This is a genomic window from Actinoplanes palleronii (assembly GCF_016862315.1).
Taxonomy (GTDB): domain Bacteria; phylum Actinomycetota; class Actinomycetes; order Mycobacteriales; family Micromonosporaceae; genus Actinoplanes; species Actinoplanes palleronii.
Window position 1 is genome coordinate 110,292 of sequence record NZ_BOMS01000018.1, and the last position, 14,899, is coordinate 125,190.

General features: G+C 69.8%; 23 protein-coding genes. 18 read left to right on the plus strand and 5 right to left on the minus strand.

Annotated features, from left to right (window positions below; genetic code table 11):
* The first annotated feature begins 23 nt into the window (after window positions 1-23).
* The 4 genes from Apa02nite_RS07550 to Apa02nite_RS07565 all read left to right on the plus strand — a co-directional run bounded on the left by Apa02nite_RS07550 (window position 24) and on the right by Apa02nite_RS07565 (window position 1,031).
* Window positions 24-314, plus strand: a complete 291-nt coding sequence (locus Apa02nite_RS07550; RefSeq protein WP_203824407.1) for a hypothetical protein — start codon at window positions 24-26, stop codon at window positions 312-314.
* Window positions 311-547, plus strand: coding sequence for a hypothetical protein (locus Apa02nite_RS07555; protein WP_203824408.1), 237 nt, complete (start codon window positions 311-313; stop codon window positions 545-547). The genes Apa02nite_RS07550 and Apa02nite_RS07555 overlap by 4 nt, the downstream gene beginning before the upstream one ends.
* Window positions 548-615: 68 nt before the next feature.
* On the plus strand, window positions 616-801 hold the full coding sequence (locus Apa02nite_RS07560) for a hypothetical protein (RefSeq protein WP_203824409.1): 186 nt from the start codon (window positions 616-618) through the stop codon (window positions 799-801).
* Entirely contained in the window at window positions 798-1,031 is a 234-nt protein-coding gene (locus Apa02nite_RS07565) for a hypothetical protein (RefSeq protein ID WP_203824410.1), read from the plus strand. The genes Apa02nite_RS07560 and Apa02nite_RS07565 overlap by 4 nt, the downstream gene beginning before the upstream one ends.
* Here the strand turns inward: Apa02nite_RS07565 and Apa02nite_RS07570 are convergent.
* Together Apa02nite_RS07570 and Apa02nite_RS07575 are read right to left on the minus strand one after the other, a co-directional pair.
* Window positions 1,028-1,222, minus strand: coding sequence for a hypothetical protein (locus Apa02nite_RS07570; RefSeq protein ID WP_203824411.1), 195 nt, complete (start codon window positions 1,220-1,222; stop codon window positions 1,028-1,030). The two genes, Apa02nite_RS07565 and Apa02nite_RS07570, sit on opposite strands and share 4 nt — an antisense overlap.
* Window positions 1,223-1,309: 87 nt before the next feature.
* Window positions 1,310-1,513: a DNA-binding protein gene (locus tag Apa02nite_RS07575; RefSeq protein WP_203824412.1), complete on the minus strand. Its 204-nt coding sequence runs from the start codon at window positions 1,511-1,513 to the stop codon at window positions 1,310-1,312.
* A gap of 173 nt (window positions 1,514-1,686) precedes the next feature.
* Here Apa02nite_RS07575 and Apa02nite_RS07580 point away from each other — a divergent pair, with 173 nt between their 5' ends.
* Genes Apa02nite_RS07580 through Apa02nite_RS52590 form a run of 3 tightly spaced genes read left to right on the plus strand, consistent with a single transcriptional unit; the run spans window position 1,687 to window position 2,356 of the window.
* On the plus strand, window positions 1,687-1,848 hold the full coding sequence (locus tag Apa02nite_RS07580) for a hypothetical protein (RefSeq protein ID WP_203824413.1): 162 nt from the start codon (window positions 1,687-1,689) through the stop codon (window positions 1,846-1,848).
* On the plus strand, window positions 1,845-2,081 hold the full coding sequence (locus tag Apa02nite_RS07585) for a hypothetical protein (protein WP_203824414.1): 237 nt from the start codon (window positions 1,845-1,847) through the stop codon (window positions 2,079-2,081). The genes Apa02nite_RS07580 and Apa02nite_RS07585 overlap by 4 nt, the downstream gene beginning before the upstream one ends.
* Window positions 2,078-2,356, plus strand: coding sequence for a helix-turn-helix transcriptional regulator (locus Apa02nite_RS52590; RefSeq protein ID WP_239164175.1), 279 nt, complete (start codon window positions 2,078-2,080; stop codon window positions 2,354-2,356). Before Apa02nite_RS07585 ends, Apa02nite_RS52590 begins: the two co-directional genes overlap by 4 nt.
* On the opposite strand, the gene Apa02nite_RS07590 is transcribed toward Apa02nite_RS52590, so the two are convergent.
* Window positions 2,279-2,479, minus strand: coding sequence for a hypothetical protein (locus Apa02nite_RS07590; RefSeq protein ID WP_203824415.1), 201 nt, complete (start codon window positions 2,477-2,479; stop codon window positions 2,279-2,281). The two genes, Apa02nite_RS52590 and Apa02nite_RS07590, sit on opposite strands and share 78 nt — an antisense overlap.
* A 326-nt stretch (window positions 2,480-2,805) precedes the next feature.
* On the opposite strand from Apa02nite_RS07590, the gene Apa02nite_RS07595 reads away from it, so the two are divergent.
* Window positions 2,806-3,150, plus strand: coding sequence for a hypothetical protein (locus Apa02nite_RS07595; RefSeq protein WP_203824416.1), 345 nt, complete (start codon window positions 2,806-2,808; stop codon window positions 3,148-3,150).
* 54 nt (window positions 3,151-3,204) lie between these two features.
* Here Apa02nite_RS07595 and Apa02nite_RS07600 read toward each other — a convergent pair whose 3' ends face one another.
* Window positions 3,205-4,020, minus strand: coding sequence for a tyrosine-type recombinase/integrase (locus Apa02nite_RS07600; protein ID WP_203824417.1), 816 nt, complete (start codon window positions 4,018-4,020; stop codon window positions 3,205-3,207).
* A gap of 412 nt (window positions 4,021-4,432) precedes the next feature.
* Here Apa02nite_RS07600 and Apa02nite_RS07605 point away from each other — a divergent pair, with 412 nt between their 5' ends.
* Window positions 4,433-5,728 carry a chitinase gene (locus Apa02nite_RS07605; protein WP_203824418.1) on the plus strand — a complete coding sequence of 432 codons (1,296 nt, stop codon included), beginning with the start codon at window positions 4,433-4,435 and terminating at the stop codon, window positions 5,726-5,728.
* Window positions 5,729-5,754: 26 nt separating this feature from the next.
* Complete coding sequence (locus Apa02nite_RS07610; RefSeq protein WP_203824419.1) at window positions 5,755-6,954, plus strand: glycosyl hydrolase family 18 protein; 1,200 nt, start codon at window positions 5,755-5,757, stop codon at window positions 6,952-6,954.
* Here the strand turns inward: Apa02nite_RS07610 and Apa02nite_RS07615 are convergent.
* Window positions 6,938-7,630, minus strand: a complete 693-nt coding sequence (locus Apa02nite_RS07615) for a DedA family protein (RefSeq protein ID WP_203824437.1) — start codon at window positions 7,628-7,630, stop codon at window positions 6,938-6,940. The genes Apa02nite_RS07610 and Apa02nite_RS07615 overlap by 17 nt on opposite strands.
* A gap of 66 nt (window positions 7,631-7,696) precedes the next feature.
* On the opposite strand from Apa02nite_RS07615, the gene Apa02nite_RS07620 reads away from it, so the two are divergent.
* Genes Apa02nite_RS07620 through Apa02nite_RS07655 form a run of 8 tightly spaced genes read left to right on the plus strand, consistent with a single transcriptional unit; the run spans window position 7,697 to window position 14,253 of the window.
* On the plus strand, window positions 7,697-8,044 hold the full coding sequence (locus tag Apa02nite_RS07620) for a PadR family transcriptional regulator (protein WP_067697198.1): 348 nt from the start codon (window positions 7,697-7,699) through the stop codon (window positions 8,042-8,044).
* On the plus strand, window positions 8,041-8,967 hold the full coding sequence (locus tag Apa02nite_RS07625) for a hypothetical protein (protein ID WP_203824420.1): 927 nt from the start codon (window positions 8,041-8,043) through the stop codon (window positions 8,965-8,967). Before Apa02nite_RS07620 ends, Apa02nite_RS07625 begins: the two co-directional genes overlap by 4 nt.
* Entirely contained in the window at window positions 8,964-9,509 is a 546-nt protein-coding gene (locus Apa02nite_RS07630) for a hypothetical protein (protein ID WP_203824421.1), read from the plus strand. The genes Apa02nite_RS07625 and Apa02nite_RS07630 overlap by 4 nt, the downstream gene beginning before the upstream one ends.
* The gene (locus tag Apa02nite_RS07635) at window positions 9,502-11,148 is read left to right on the plus strand and encodes an alpha-amylase family protein (RefSeq protein WP_203824422.1); all 1,647 of its coding nucleotides are present in this window, start codon (window positions 9,502-9,504) and stop codon (window positions 11,146-11,148) included. The genes Apa02nite_RS07630 and Apa02nite_RS07635 overlap by 8 nt, the downstream gene beginning before the upstream one ends.
* A gap of 54 nt (window positions 11,149-11,202) precedes the next feature.
* Window positions 11,203-11,967, plus strand: coding sequence for a 3-oxoacyl-ACP reductase FabG (gene fabG, locus Apa02nite_RS07640; protein ID WP_067697190.1), 765 nt, complete (start codon window positions 11,203-11,205; stop codon window positions 11,965-11,967).
* 49 nt (window positions 11,968-12,016) lie between these two features.
* Entirely contained in the window at window positions 12,017-12,415 is a 399-nt protein-coding gene (locus Apa02nite_RS07645) for a hypothetical protein (RefSeq protein WP_203824423.1), read from the plus strand.
* 7 nt (window positions 12,416-12,422) lie between these two features.
* On the plus strand, window positions 12,423-12,785 hold the full coding sequence (locus Apa02nite_RS07650; protein WP_203824424.1) for a hypothetical protein: 363 nt from the start codon (window positions 12,423-12,425) through the stop codon (window positions 12,783-12,785).
* 4 nt (window positions 12,786-12,789) lie between these two features.
* Window positions 12,790-14,253, plus strand: a complete 1,464-nt coding sequence (locus Apa02nite_RS07655) for a glutathionylspermidine synthase family protein (protein ID WP_203824425.1) — start codon at window positions 12,790-12,792, stop codon at window positions 14,251-14,253.
* The last annotated feature ends 646 nt before the right edge of the window (window positions 14,254-14,899 follow it).

Here is a 14,899-nt window from a genome sequence, read left to right on the forward strand (position 1 = left end):
GCGGGGAAGGCCTGGTCGTATGCATGAGCACTCCGCGTCGCTCCCGAACCCGGCGGCCGGGCACCGTCACGCTGGTCAAGGACCTGTTGTCGTATCTGGGTGGCTGGGCGCTGATCGTGCATCAGGCGGTGTTCGTCCCGCCGGCCGACTTCAATCTGACGCTGGTGCTGCTGGGCGGCACGCTCGTCGGGATCCCGGGCGTCGGCCAGCTGCTGGCACTGCGTACCGGCTCTGGGCCATTGCCGGATCCGCCGGAGGAGTCGCCGTCGCCATCGCCGTTGCCGTCGCCCAGCGGGCCGGGGGCTAACCGGTGAGGCGCCCGACCTGGTACCTGGTGCTGGCAATCCTGCTGTCGTCCGGTCTGACCGGCGCGGTGGCGATCGTCTGGGGCCGGGTCGACCGGGCCGAGTCCGACCGGAAGTTCTGTGACCTGATCAGCGCACAGGATGACGCCTGGTCGGAGACGACCCCGACAACGATCACGGGCCGCCGGGTCGCCGAGGCGATGCGCAAGCTGCGCCAGGACCTCGACTGCCCGGCGCAGTAGCTCCGCACCCCCACAAACCTCAGCCCCTCGGTGCTCGCCGGGGGCTTCTTCGTGATCGGAGAACGCTCGTGATCGCTCGCATTCGCAAGGCCGTCGTCGCAGGACTCGGGGCCGGGATCGCCGCCGGCGTCGGCGCCCTGGCCACGTCCGGCGCGCTCACCAAGGACGAGGTGTCCAAGGCCCTCGGTGTCGCCATCGTCGCGGCGGCCGGGACCGGCTGGGCCACCTGGCGCGTCCGCAACGCCCGCGCATGAGCCTCTGGACCTGGGCCTGGCTTGGCTGGGGCTTGTACTTCGCGGTGGTCGAGGGCATGGCGCTGGCCAACAGCCGGTCCGGTGACACGCTCTCGGAGCACGCGTGGGCCTGGCTCGGCTACTCCGAGGGCGTGCGCCAGCCGACCGGATGGACGAGGTTGCGGCGCTTCGGGCTGCTGGCCGGGCTCGCCTGGCTGGTAGTGCACCTGCTCACCGGCGGGATCTTCTAGAACCAGTCCCGCGCTTCCTGCGCCGCGATCCGGGCCACCTCGTCGACGGTCAGCCGCAGGCGGACGCTGCCGCTCCCTGGCTCGCCAGCGGCCAAGCCCCGGTCGTCATCCGCGTAGGCATACGCTCCGGCGCCGACCAGCTGGTCCAGCGCCCGGTTCAGCCGCGCGGCGATCCGCTCCTCCAGCTCCATGCCGACACCGTAAACCGGACCACCGACAGCGCCCCGCCGCCTTGTGGATAACTCCACGGGCGGCGGGGCGATTCGTCGTGGGCGGGGTCAGCTCTCCGGGTCCTCGTTCAGCTCGGGCCGGTGCTCGGCGATCCACGCCTCGACGTCCTTGATCTGCCAGACCGAGCCCATGACCAGCTCCTCGTACGGCTCAGGGAAGCCCTTCTGCCGGGTGATGACGTGGGCGCGCTGGCGGGTCACACCGAGCCGGTCGGCGATCTCCGACGTGCCGTACAGCCGTCCCTTGCCCATGAAGATCACGCTATGTACATGCGCACTTGACGGTAAGAAATTGTCGGGTCCGCTGACAATTGCCATTGTCATGTGTAAAGTCCGGCCTGCGGCAGCCGGTTTCCTCTCGCACCTCAGAGATCCGAAATTCGCACCGGCTGCCGCCCAAACCCCTCTCGCCGAGGAGGCCGGAGATGCTCGCTGAGGCCATACGCCACGTGCTCTACCGCCGCCGCCTGATCGCCGCCCGCGCCTGGTCCGACGCCGAGCGCCGCCAGGCCGCCGCCCACAACGCGGCCGTACGCCGGATCATCGCCCAGGACGTACCCGACCCGGCAGGACGGCGGACCGCGTGAACACCCACCAGGTCGGCGAGCACGTCGCCGTCCGCTGGCCCGGAGGCGAGCACGACTTCGTGCTGGAGTACTACGACGACGGCTCGGACCTGCAGCCCCCGCCCGAGCCGGACTGGTGCTACATCCGTGGCGTCCAGGTCCAGCCGGAAGGGATCGGCTACCGCTGGATGCGAACCTTCAAGGTGCGTCCGGTCGGCGGTGCCGAGTACGAGCTGCTGCCGGTGCCGCGATGACCGAGCGACCGTGCATCGACTGCCCGGCGACCCGGTTGGTCGGGGCCGGCGAGATCGCCGCATGGGCTGGCCTGAGCCGCCAGCGGATCCAGCAACTGCGCGTGGAGGGCGACTTCCCGAAGCCCGTCGCGATCCTCATGATGGGCCGGGTCTGGCGGGAGTGCGACGTCCAGGCGTGGTTTGAGCGCCGCCGTCACCTAGGAGGGGTCTTCGGCCGGCGGCCGGTTCGCAGCGATCCAAGCGAGGACTTCATCCTCGTACCAGACGATGCCTAGCTTGAGGGTGTCGTCGGCGGGGTCGGGGAAGCCCTTGCGGAACATGATCTCGCGGGCCCTGGTGCGGCCGAGTCCTAGTGCCTGCTGGATCTCCCAGGCACCCATGAGGCGGACTCTGCGCATCGTCTGAAGTTATGGCTCCCGGCAGGGGCGATCAGTTGCGCGGACCAGTCGTAGCGGCTGGTCATAGCGGGCAGTTGATCAGTTGACGTGCGACATCATGCACCAGGTCGCATCGGTGATCAAGGGGTCAGAGGTCCTGACCGATTGGTCCGACCGATCGGGTGATCTCCCACGTGGACGCGCGTTCACCTGCGCAGTCTGTTACGGCGGTGTTGCTCAAAGTGGCGATCAGAAAGGGTTGATCTCTCACAACCCGGGGGCGGAGTCAGAGGGGGAGCGCGAGGCACAGCCAGCGCCGCGCGCGTGATCAGAGGGGAGATCGACCTGTGACCAAAGCCGTCATCTATCTACCAGCGGGCGAAATCAACGCCACCTGGCTCAGCAGCTGCCTGGACCACTGCCAGCGCCGCGGCTACGAAGCCAGCGTGATCATCGGCAACGAAACGGCAGTGGGGGAGCTGCTGTTGCTCGGTGAAGTCCGCATCGTCATCGTCGCCAGGCCGGAGCACTTCAACCCGCAGTGGTGGCCGACGATCGAGGTCGTGGGCGCCGAGACCCGGCGCATCGCCCGCGAGGTCATCGACGGCGTCATCGCCGAGGAACCGGTCGCCCGGCCGGCGAACGACCGGCCGGGCCGGCACCGCGAACGGCGGCCGCGGGCCCTGCGGTAGCAACACGAAAGCGCCGGCGCCCGGGGAAGGGGGCGCCGGCGCTTTCGTCGTGCGCTAGGGGAGATCCATGGCGAGCACCGCGCTGGTGCTGCGCTCCTTGCTGACCGCCACGTACTTCTGCGTGGTCGTCACGTAGGAGTGGCCGAGCAGCTCCTGGGCGACGCGGATGTCGCGGCCGGACAGCTCGTACACCTGGGTGCCGAAGTACTTCCGCAGCGAGTGCATCGTCAGCTGCCCGTCGTAGCCCATCCGGGCCAGCCGGTTGTTGCCCCAGTGGATCACCTGGTCGCGCGTGAGCCGCTTGCCCTCCCGGTCCCGCGCGATCGGGCCGTCAGGCCGGTCCTTGAAGTGCGCCCACGTGCGCGGGTGGGTGGCGACCGACCGGTACTTGCCGCCCTTGCCGTAGATCCGGGTCTCCTCCTGTGTCATGTGCTCGCGCCACAGCCGGTGGATCTCCACGCACCGCAGCCCGCCGAATGCGGCCGGGATGAACAGGTCGATGTACGGCTCGCCGGCGCGGTCGAGGATGTCGGCGACCTGCACGCCGGTCGCGGCCCGGACCGGCCGGCGCACGGACACCGACAACTGGGGGAGCTCGGCCGCGGCGTCGTAGTCCAGGGCCGGTTCGCGCGGGTCGGTGGCCCAGCGGGTGAAGCCCTTGGCGACGGTGATGTAGTGCTGCAGGGTGCTGACGGCGCGGTCGTTGGTGAAGACCCAGGCGTGGAGCTCGTCGGTGGTGGCGGAGGTGAGCCCGGCGGGAAGTTCGCGGTCCATGCGGCGCAGCAGGCCGATGTATCCCTCGATGGTGACCTCGGCGCGGCGCCGGTTCTTGAGGTGCTGTTCGTAGTCGGCGATCAGGTCGGTGGTCATCGGATCGCCTGCTCGGCAGGACGTGGAGCCGGGTTGGTGGTTAGGTAGCCCATGGGTCGCAGCCTCTCTGCGGTCAAGGCTCTCGGTGGGTGTTCGCAGCACGCCGCCGGGAGCCGCTTTACTTGCGGTGGGTGATCAAATCCTTGCCGCATGTGATCTAGCGGGGCATCCGCCGAACACCTGGCCTGGTGGGCATCGGGCGGCGTGACCTCCCCGGAACGGCCGACATAGGTCGGACCGGATCGTGGCGTTTCGGGATGGTCGGGGGATTGACCGGTTCCCGCTGCTCTCCGTCATCGTCTGATCGACGGAGAGAACCATAAGGATATTTAAGGTGCTCACCCTCTTTACATTTACTGTTAACAGTCCTAAAGATTGACGTATCTCATCGGAGGCGCAGGGAAGGACCACTATGCAGCGCTCCCGTTCGGTACTCCTCGCGACAGTCACCGCGGTCGCCGCCGCCGGCACCGCCACCTGGTTCGCGGGTGACGCCTCGGCGGCCACCGCCTGCGCCTCGGCGTGGAGCTCGACGGCGACGTACGTCAAGGACAACACCGCCTCGCAGAACGGCCACAACTACACCGCGAAGTGGTGGACCCTCAACGAGTCGCCGGCCACCCACAGTGGTCAGTGGGACGTCTGGATCGACGGCGGGGTGTGCGGCGGCACCGGCACGACGCCGCCGACCAGCTCACCCACCGCGTCGCCGACGACGTCACCCAGCAAGCCGCCCACCAGTTCGCCGACCGCGTCGCCGACGTCGTCACCCACGACGTCACCGACCGTGCAGCCGACCGGTTCCGGACAGCTGCCGGCGCACTTCCTCACCGGCTACTGGCAGAACTTCGTGAACGGCGCCGCGCCGCTCAAGCTGGCCGCCGTCCCCGGCACGTACGACCTGATCGCGGTCGCCTTCGCGGACGCCACCTCGACCCCGGGCGCGGTCACCTTCACCCTCGACCCCGGCCTGGCGAGCGCGGTCGGCGGCTACACCGACGCGCAGTTCAAGGCGGACATCGCCACGCTGCACTCGCGCGGCAAGAAGGTGATCATCTCGGTCGGCGGGGAGAAGGGCACCGTCGGTGTCGGCAGTGACGCCGCGGCCACCACGTTCGCCAACTCGGTCTACTCGCTGATCCAGACGTACGGCTTCGACGGCGTCGACATCGACCTGGAGAACGGGCTCAACCCGACCTACATGGCGAGTGCGCTGCGCAGCCTGCGGGCCAAGGCCGGCGCCAACCTGATCATCACGATGGCGCCGCAGACGATCGACATGCAGAGCGCCGGGTCGTCGTACTTCGCGCTGGCCCTGGCGATCAAGGACATCCTGACCGTCGTACACACGCAGTTCTACAACTCCGGCGCGATGCTCGGCTGCGACCAGATGAACGCCTACAGCCAGGGCACCGAGAACTTCCTGACCGCGCTGAGCTGCATCCAGACCCAGAACGGCCTGCGCCCCGACCAGGTCTCGCTCGGCCTGCCGGCCAGCACCCAGGCCGCCGGTGGCGGTTACGTCGCCCCGTCCGTGGTCAACGCGGCCCTGGACTGCCTGGCCCGCGGCACCAACTGCGGCACGTTCAAGCCGCCGGCGACGTACCCGGGCATCCGCGGCGCGATGACCTGGTCGATCAACTGGGACGTCACGAACGGCAACGGCTGGGCGAACACCATCGACCCGCACCTCGCCACCCTCCCCTGAACCCCTCCCACCCCTCGGAGATCCCCGTGAAGCTCAGCAGAAAGATCGCCCTCGTGTCGGCGGTCGCCACCGTGGGCACGCTTGCCGCAGTGCTCCCGATGGCGGCGTCCAACGCGGCGACCGCGTGTGCCGCCGCCTGGAGCAGCACCGCGACGTACGTCAAGGACAACAGCGCCTCGCAGAGCGGCCACAACTACACCGCGAAGTGGTGGACCCAGAACGAGTCGCCGGCCACCCACAGTGGTCAGTGGGACGTCTGGATCGACAACGGCGCGTGCGGCGGCACCACGCCGACCACGCCGCCGACCACCACCCCCACCACGGGACCGACCACCACGCCGCCGACCTCCGGCACCAAGATGGCCTCGGCGCCGTACGTCTACCCGGGCTGGGGCAACCCGCCGGCGCCCGCCACGATCGTCAACGCCACCGGCATCAAGTCGTTCACCATGGCGTTCGTGCTGGCCAACGGCTGCAACCCGGTCTGGGACGGCGAGTCCGGCCTGACCGGCGGCGTGCACGCCAGCTACATCTCGCAGATCAAGGCGGCCGGCGCGGACGTCATCCCGTCGATCGGCGGCTGGAGCGGTAACAAGCTCGGCCCGAACTGCACCACCGTCGACGCCCTGGCCGGCGCGTACCAGAAGGTGATCAACGCCTTCGGTCTGAAGGCGATCGACATCGACATCGAGAACACCGACGAGTTCGAGAACACCGCGGTGCAGGACCGGATCCTCGGCGCCCTGAAGGTCATCAAGGCGAACAACCCGTCGGTGAAGACCATCGTCACCTTCGGCACGTCGCCGACCGGCCCGAACTACTACGGCACCCGGCTGGTCCAGCAGGCCAAGGCGCTCGGCGCGAACATCGACATCTTCACCCAGATGCCGTTCGACTTCGGCGGCGGCGCGGACATGTACGCCTCGACGGTCGGCGCGACCGAGGGCCTGAAGAACCTGGTGAAGACCACCTTCGGCCTCACCGACGCGCAGGCCTACTCGCGCGTCGGCATCTCCGGCATGAACGGTCTCTCCGACCAGCAGGAGGTCACCTCGGTCGACACCTGGACCCGGATCCGGGACTACGCCAAGAGCAAGGGCCTGGCCCGCTTCACCTTCTGGGCGGTCAACCGCGACCGCGGCTGCGCCGGCGGCGGCGTGGTCTCCGACTGCTCCGGCATCGCGCAGGCCGACTGGGCCTTCACGAAGGTCAGCGCGGGCTTCTGACCTGACCTTCGGAGTCCTCGGAGTTCTCGGTGCGCGGTCGCTCTCCGGAGCGGCCGCGCACCTTTTTGACCACCCACCAGCCGATGGCGGCCGCGAAGAACGCCCCGATCGCGTAGTCGAACCAGTGGCCGTACTTCTCCACGTCCTGCCAGCGGGAGCCGAGCGCGTACCCGGCGCCGATGAAGAGCGCGTTCCAGACGCCGCTGCCGATCGTGGTGAACAGCGCGAACTGACCGATCGGCATCCGGTTGGCCCCGGCCGGGATCGACACCAGGCTGCGCACCACCGGCGCGCAGCGGCCGAACAGCACCGCGGCCCGCTCGTGCTTCTCGAACCAGCGGTCGGCCTTGGTGAGGTCGTCCAGGTCGACCAGCGGGACCCGGTCCAGCCAGCGGCGCAGCCGCTCCTCGCCGAGGCCGCGGCCGACCCAGTAGAGCAGCAGCGCGCCGGCCAACGCGCCGATCGTCGCGGCGGCCCAGACCAGCACCAGGTTCACCCGGCCGGCACTCGCCAGATATCCGGCCATCGACAGCACGATCTCGCTGGGGATCGGCGGGATGAGATTTTCCAGGGCCACGAGCAGGCCGACGCCGGCCTCGCCGAGCGAGTCGATGACCGAGGCCACCCACCCGGTCAGCCCACTGAGTTGTCCGGGATCCACCTGTGCCATCACCAAGCAGTACCCGGTCGGTCCGGAGGCAACCACTTCCGTATATACCGATGATAGGTATATTCTCCGGCGATGAGCGACAGCCCCATGCGCGAGCCCACGTTCCTGGTGCTCACCGCGCTGGCCGCGGAACCCCGGCACGGTTACGCCGTGATCGAGGATGTGGCCCAGATGACCGCCGGGCGGGTCCGGCTGCGCGCCGGGACGCTCTACGCGGCCCTCGACCGCCTGCGTGTCGACGGCCTGATCGAAATCGACCGCGAAGAGGTCGTCCAGTCCCGGCTGCGGCGCTACTACCGGCTCACGGGGGCCGGCGAGCAGAGCCTGACCGCCGAGTCCGCCCGCCTGCGCGCCCAGGCCACCATCGCGGAGCGCCGCCTGCGCGCCCGCCGCACCGAGCTCGGGGGAGCCACCGCATGACCGAGATCCGCTATCGGCGGCTGCTGGCGCTCTATCCGAGGGCGTTCCGGCAGGAGTACGCCGAGGAGATGATCGGCGTGCTGATGGCCGATCCCCGGCCGGCTCCGGCGCAGGTGTTCGACCTGATCCGGAACGCGCTGATCGCTCGCCTCCGGCTGGCGGCCCCGGGTTCGGGCTGGGCCCGGTCGGCCCGGCTGGTGTGGTTCTTCGGCGCGACGCTGCTGCTGACGGTCACCCTGCGCCGGGTGGTCGGTGACATCCCGATCCCGGCCCATCCCGGCCGGCAGTGGGCGGGGATCCCGCCGGTGGACGCGGTGCGGCTGGCCGGGTGGGCGGTCGCACTGCTCGCGGCGGTCCTCGGCCTGCGGCTCGTGGGTGCGCTCGGCGCGGTCGCCGGCCTGGCCGGCGAGATCGCCGCACCCAGCCGGACCTACGTGGACACTCCGGCCACGGTGCTCAACGCCTACTGGCTGATCGTGGCCGCGTTCGTGGTGCTGTGCGCCGTCCTGGTGGCGGAGCGTGGCGCGCTCCGGCCGCGCGGCTGGGTGCCGATCGCGGCGGCCGGTGCGGTCCTGATCGCGGAGGGCCGTTTTCTGTTCCTCCTCGACTGGCAGCGCCCCGAGTCCTTCTTCGCCTGGCGGCCCCCCGCGGCGCTGCTCGCCGTCGCGGCCGGCCTGGTGGCGCTCGGCGTGCTCCGGCAGGAGGCGGCGGTGCGCCGCCGGCTGATCGCCTGGTCGGTGCCGATCCTGGTGACCTTCCCCCTGGTCCGGGCCGGCTTCGGCGGGTTCGTCGCCTACAACATGGGCCACCCCGACTCGCTGCGCCTGATCGATCCCGGTCAGTGGGCGCTGCTGCTGGTCGTGCCGCTGGCGGCGTTCGCCGCGGCCGCCGCGATCGTCCGTCGTCTCGAGACCCCGGCATGACCACATTGGAGGACCGCTACCGCCGGCTGCTGCGGATCTATCCGGCGGCGCACCGAGCGGCCTACGCCGAGGAGATGATCGGGGTGCTGCTGGCCGGTTCGCCGCCGGGCCGCCGTTTCCCCGCCCCGGCCGATGCGCTGGACCTGGTCCGCGCGGGCCTCACGGCCCCTCTGGGTCACCCTTTCCCACCCCTTCCCGGTACGACCTGGCGCGCGGCCGCCGGAGTCACCGCCCTGATCACCGCACTGTTCCTGGCGGCCGACAACCTGGCCTCCCTGGCCGAGGACCTCCGGGCCTGGTCGGTGCGGTGGAAGGTCGTGGTCCTGCTGCTCCCGGCGGCGGCGGCGGTGTTCGTGTTCCTGACGCTGTGGATTTCCACCGCGCTGACCGGCGGGACCGGCAGCATCTCCGACGTCCCGTCGCTGCGCGTGGTGGTGCTGGTCCTGGCACCGGCTCTGCTCGCCGCCGTGGGCGCGGGAGCGCTGTTGGGTGGCGAACGTTTTGGGTCCGGGAAGCGCGGACAAGTAAAGGGCCATGAGTGACAGGTGGTATTCCAAGGCCGTCGTCTATTGCCTCGACATCGACACGTTCGCCGACTCGAACGGCGACGGTATCGGTGACATCCCGGGCCTGATCGGGCGGCTCGATTACCTGTCCCGGCTCGGGGTGAACTGCATCTGGCTCAACCCGATCCACCCCACCCCGAACCGTGACGACGGGTACGACGTCGCCGACTTCTACAACGTCGACCCGCGCCTCGGCACCCTGGGCGACTTCGCCGAGCTGCTGCACCAGGCCGAGAACCGGGGCATCAAGGTGATCATCGACTTGGTGGTCAACCACACCTCGGATCAGCACCCGTGGTTCCAGTCGGCCCGATCGTCGCCGGACTCGCCGTACCGTGACTGGTTTGTCTGGTCGGAGACCGAACCGTCGGACCGCAAGCAGGGCATGGTCTTCCCCGGCGAGCAGGATGAGACCTGGAGTTACGACCGGACCGCGAAGCTCTGGTACTACCACCGGTTCTACAAGTTCCAGCCGGACCTCAACATCAAGAACGCCCAGGTGCGCGAGGAGATCAAGAAGATCTGCGCGTTCTGGCTGCAGCTCGGTGTGGCCGGGTTCCGGATGGACGCGGTGCCGTTCATCATCGAGGAGACCGAGCCGGGCAACCCGAACTCGCCCAAGGACTTCGGCTACCTCACCGAGCTGCGCCAGCACGTGCAATGGCGCAAGAGCGACGCGGTGCTGCTCGCCGAGGCCAATGTGGAGCCCGCCGACCTGGTCACGTTCTTCGGTGACGAGGGCGGGTCGAGCAACCGGATCCACATGCTCTTCGACTTCATGCTGAACGCCAAGATGATCCTCGCGCTGGCCCGGGAGGACCCGGAGCCGATCATCGACGGGCTGCGGGACACCCCGAAGCTGCCGGCCGGCGGCCAGTGGGCGACGTTCCTGCGCAACCACGACGAGATCGACCTGTCCCGGCTCACCGCCGAGCAGCGCGCCGACGTCTTCGCGAAGTTCGGGCCGGAAAAGGACGAGCAACTGTACGGCCGCGGCATCCGCCGCCGCCTCGCGCCGATGCTGGGCAACGACCGGCGCCGGCTGGAGCTGGCGTACGCGTTGCAGTTCAGCCTGCGCGGCACCCCGGTGCTGCGGTACGGCGAGGAGATCGGGATGGGTGACGACCTGGCGCTGAACGGCCGGGACGCGATCCGCACCCCGATGCAGTGGAACCGGCTGGCCAACGCCGGGTTCTCCACCGCCGACCCGAAGGACCTGATCCGCCCGGTGGTCACCGACGACGGGTACGGCTACGAGACGCTCAACGTGACCCACCAGCGGCACGACACCTCGTCGCTGCTCTCCTGGTTCGAGCGGATGATCCGGACCCTGCGCGAGGCGCCCGAGGTGGGCAGCGGCTCCTGCACCCACGTCGACGTCCCGGCGCCGCGCACCCTGCTGGTGCACCGCGCCGACGACACCACCGGCACGATGCTGTTCCTGCACAACCTCGGCCCGGACGAGGTGCGGATCGACCTGAGCTCGCTGGAAGGCGAGGCGGAGCAGCCGAACGACGTGCTCGCCGACTCCGAGTACCCGGAGCCGGGCAAGCTCGACGATCTTTCGGTGTCCGGTTACGGATATCGCTGGATCCGGCTGCGCAGAGGCATCTGATTCCGGCTATTGTCGGCCCGCAGGAGCCGTGAAGATCGCTCATTGGAGGCCGCAATGTCGCAGTCCGCACCGTCCAGGGTCGCCGTCGTCACCGGTGCCGCACGTGGCATCGGCGAGGCGATCGCGCTCAAGCTCGCCGCTGACGGCCTCGCCGTCGCGGTGGTCGACCTGGACGAGGGCGCCTGCGCCAACACGGTCACCGCGATCCACGACGCCGGCGGCACCGCGGTCGCGATCGGCGCGGACGTCGCCGACGCGGCCCAGGTGACCGCCGCGGTGGAGCGGGTGGTGTCCGAGCTCGGCCCGCCGACCGTGCTGGTCAACAACGCCGGGGTGCTGCGCGACAACCTGCTCTTCAAGATGTCCGAGGACGACTGGGACACCGTGATGAACGTGCACCTCAAGGGCTCGTTCCTGTTCACCCGCGCGGTGCAGAAGCACATGGTCGAGGCCGGGTTCGGCCGGATCGTCAGCCTCTCGAGCACCTCGGCGCTGGGCAACCGCGGACAGGCCAACTACGCCGCGGCCAAGGCCGGGCTGCAGGGCTTCACCAAGACCCTCGCCATCGAGCTGGGCAAGTTCGGGATCACCGCGAACGCGGTGGCACCCGGCTTCATCGTCACCGACATGACCCGGGCCACCGCGGCCCGGGTCGGCGCGGACTTCGCCGACTTCGAGAAGGCCGCGATCGGTCAGATCCCGGTGGCCCGGGCCGGCCGTCCGGACGACGTGGCGAACACGGTTTCGTTCCTCGCGAGCGAGGGTGCCGGTTTTGTCTCCGGTCAGGTGATTTACGTGGCCGGCGGGCCGCAGGACTGATGTTGCGAACTTGCTGAGAGCGACTACAAAGAAGCTTATGAACCGACGCATGAGTTCCCGCAGCGTGTCGCTGACCAGCACATTTCTGCTGCTCGCCGCGGGCGGCGCGGCGGCCTGCAGCAACGACAAATATCACGACGAGGGTTTTTACTGCGCCGACGAGAACGGTGTGATCGTCGACGAGGACTTCTGCGACGACAACGGCGGTCGCACCGGGGTCAGCAACGGCTACTACGGCGGCTACTACCTCTACCACTCGCCGAGTTACCGGTCCGGCTACCCGATCGGCACCAAGCTGCCCTCCGGCGGCAGCCGGTTCGCCTACAACGACTCGGCCTCCCGCAGCAGTTACGGCCTGCCGTCCAGCGGCCGGGTCGGCAACGGCACGGTCAAGTCGAGTGTTGTCGGCAAGGGTGGCAGCGGCAGCCACGGCTCGTCGGGCGGCTGACCCACCGATGACACGACGCTGGACGTCGGGGGCCGTCGTGCTGACGGCCTCCTTTCTCGCCCTGACCGCCTGCGGTTCGCCCGCCGCCGACGACTACCGCACCACCGACACCGACCCGGTCTCCGGCACCGGCGGCTACTCCGGCGGCGGCCGCCCCGCCGCGCCGATGGTCCTGCCGGCCACGAGCTCCCCGGCCACCCGGGCGCCGGGCGTCGCCAAGCCGACCCGGACCGCTGCAAGGCCGACCCGGACCGTCGCCCCGGCGCAGACTCGCCGGACGGTCGCGCCGACGGTGGCCGCCCAGCCGGCGTCCACGGTCAAGACGAAGATCGTCGGAAGCGGCGGCGGCACCGGTTCGGTGGGAGGCTAGCGACATGCGGCGGATTCCGTACGGGCCGGTCCGGGATGGTTGGCAACTGACCAATTTCAGTCTCGGGCTCACCTACAACGACGACGTGCTGCCGGACGGGTCGATGTACTCGTACTGGCAGGAGGGTCCGTACTACGACTTCACCGCGGCCGAGATCGAGGAGCTGGAGACCGCCACCGCGACGCTCTACGACATGTGCCTCGAAGCCGGCGACTGGATGGTCGAGCAGTGCCCGCGGCACACCGTCGAAGGCCGTAAGCAGGGCTTCTTCAGCTCGGTCTGCACGCGTGAGGCCTGCTTCCTGACCCGGATCGGCATCCCGGAATACACCCACGAGCAGATCATCCGGACCTGGCTGGACGGCGACGCGGAGACCTGGACGCACTACGACAAGGATCCGGAGATGCGGCTGCCGATGCAGACGCCGGACTTCTCGCCGACCGTCTACGGCCGCTTCGACCTCTGGTACAACGGGGCCGGCAGCACGCCCCGGCTGCTCGAGTTCAACGCGCAGACGCCCACCTCACTGGTCGAGGCCGCGGTCATCCAGTGGCACTGGATGGACCAGACCGGCGTCACCAAGCACGAGTGGCGGCAGTGGAACTCCATTCACGACCGGCTGGTCGGCTGGCCGGCCGAGAACGGTGAGCCGGCCGACCCCGGCGCGTGGCGGCGCAACATCGCCAAACTGCGCGAGGCCCGCACCTGGCTCCCGGAAAAACCCAAGATCTATTTTGCGTACGAGACGTCGGACACCTCGGGCGAGGACCGGATGAACGTCGCGTACCTGATGTCGACGGCGGAGGAGGCCGGCTTCCCGGTCGAGCTGATCGCGATGAGCCAGATCGGCTGGGACGTGGCCGGCGACCGGGTGGTGTACGTGTCCGCACCCGGCCGGGAGAACCAGGCCGTGCCGATCGACGTGATCTTCATGCTCTACCCGTGGGAGTGGTTCTGGCACGAGGAGGGCGGCAAGGCCTTCTTCCGGAACATGGCCGACCCGGAGAAGCGCGGGACGGTGTGGCTCGAACCGCCGTACAAGGCCGCGCTGCTCGGCAACAAGGCGCTGCTGCCGGTGCTGTGGAAGCTCTTCGGCGACGACCCGGAGCGGGGCAAGTACCTGCTGCCGGCGTTCTTCGCGGACTCCAAGGGCGCGAAGACGCTCACGTCGTACGCGAAGAAGCCGGTCTGGGGCCGGGAGGGCGGCTCGGTCACCCTGGTCAAGGACGGCGTCCCGATCAGCGAGAACCCCTCCGAGTACGGCACCGACGGCCTCTTCGTCGTGCAGGAACTCTGCGAACTGCCGTCCTTCGACGGCCTGGAGGGCACGGTCCACCCGGTGATCGGCTCCTGGCTGATCGACGGCGAGCCGGCCGGCATGGGCATCCGCGAGGGCCTCGGCGTCGAGGGCCTGGTCACCAAGGACAACTGCAACTTCCTCCCCCACGCCATCGAGTCCGACAACTAACCCCGCGCCCCGCCGCCCCGTGCCTCGCCGGGTCCGCGCCGTGCCGGGTCCGTGCCTTGCCGCGTCGGCCCCGCTCGCCGTGCCGGTCGGGCTGCGGGTCGGCGGTGGCTGGGGTTGGCTGCCAGGCGGGGTGGCGGTGGGTCGCGGTCCGTTGCGCCGCCCGCTCTCCCCGTCGCTATGTCCGTTTCAGCGGCCGTCAGGGCCAGCCGCGCGCACCCGGCTGGCTGCAGCGGCCGTTATGTGCCTGCTTAACGGCCGTCAGGGCCAGCTGCGTGCACCCGGCTGGCTGTAGCGGCCGTTATGTGCCTGTTTAGCGGCTGTCAGGGCCAGCTGCGTGCACCCGGCTGGCTGTGGCGGCCTTTATGGGGTCGGCATAAGGGCAGTGAGGGCCAGCCGGTTGGCTGGACCGCGACCTACCGCCACCCCGCCTGGCAGCCAACCCCAGCCATCAGCGATCCGCCGCCAGCCCGCCAACCAGCCAGTCCGCGCTCCGCCCGGCCACGCGCCCCGGGCCGCTCCGCCCGGCCCCGCGCCCCGGGCCGCTCCGCCCGCCCGCCGCGCCGCCCGCCCGCCGCGCCGCCCGCCGCGCCGCCCGTCGCGCCGCCCGTCGCGCCGCCCGTCGCGCCGCCCGTCGCGCCGCCCGTCG

Bases quoted from the DNA above. Each gene is read 5' to 3' on its own strand.
- Apa02nite_RS07550 (WP_203824407.1), top strand. From the start codon at position 24: ATGAGCACTCCGCGTCGCTCCCGAACCCGGCGGCCGGGCACCGTCACG.
- Apa02nite_RS07565 (WP_203824410.1), top strand. From the start codon at position 798: ATGAGCCTCTGGACCTGGGCCTGGCTTGGCTGGGGCTTGTACTTCGCG.
- Apa02nite_RS07570 (WP_203824411.1), bottom strand. From the start codon at position 1,222: ATGGAGCTGGAGGAGCGGATCGCCGCGCGGCTGAACCGGGCGCTGGAC.
- Apa02nite_RS07575 (WP_203824412.1), bottom strand. From the start codon at position 1,513: ATGGGCAAGGGACGGCTGTACGGCACGTCGGAGATCGCCGACCGGCTC.
- Apa02nite_RS07580 (WP_203824413.1), top strand. From the start codon at position 1,687: ATGCTCGCTGAGGCCATACGCCACGTGCTCTACCGCCGCCGCCTGATC.
- Apa02nite_RS52590 (WP_239164175.1), top strand. From the start codon at position 2,078: ATGACCGAGCGACCGTGCATCGACTGCCCGGCGACCCGGTTGGTCGGG.
- Apa02nite_RS07590 (WP_203824415.1), bottom strand. From the start codon at position 2,479: ATGCGCAGAGTCCGCCTCATGGGTGCCTGGGAGATCCAGCAGGCACTA.
- Apa02nite_RS07600 (WP_203824417.1), bottom strand. From the start codon at position 4,020: ATGACCACCGACCTGATCGCCGACTACGAACAGCACCTCAAGAACCGG.
- Apa02nite_RS07605 (WP_203824418.1), top strand. From the start codon at position 4,433: ATGCAGCGCTCCCGTTCGGTACTCCTCGCGACAGTCACCGCGGTCGCC.
- Apa02nite_RS07620 (WP_067697198.1), top strand. From the start codon at position 7,697: ATGAGCGACAGCCCCATGCGCGAGCCCACGTTCCTGGTGCTCACCGCG.
- Apa02nite_RS07625 (WP_203824420.1), top strand. From the start codon at position 8,041: ATGACCGAGATCCGCTATCGGCGGCTGCTGGCGCTCTATCCGAGGGCG.
- Apa02nite_RS07630 (WP_203824421.1), top strand. From the start codon at position 8,964: ATGACCACATTGGAGGACCGCTACCGCCGGCTGCTGCGGATCTATCCG.
- Apa02nite_RS07635 (WP_203824422.1), top strand. From the start codon at position 9,502: ATGAGTGACAGGTGGTATTCCAAGGCCGTCGTCTATTGCCTCGACATC.
- fabG (WP_067697190.1), top strand. From the start codon at position 11,203: ATGTCGCAGTCCGCACCGTCCAGGGTCGCCGTCGTCACCGGTGCCGCA.
- Apa02nite_RS07645 (WP_203824423.1), top strand. From the start codon at position 12,017: ATGAGTTCCCGCAGCGTGTCGCTGACCAGCACATTTCTGCTGCTCGCC.
- Apa02nite_RS07650 (WP_203824424.1), top strand. From the start codon at position 12,423: ATGACACGACGCTGGACGTCGGGGGCCGTCGTGCTGACGGCCTCCTTT.
- Apa02nite_RS07655 (WP_203824425.1), top strand. From the start codon at position 12,790: ATGCGGCGGATTCCGTACGGGCCGGTCCGGGATGGTTGGCAACTGACC.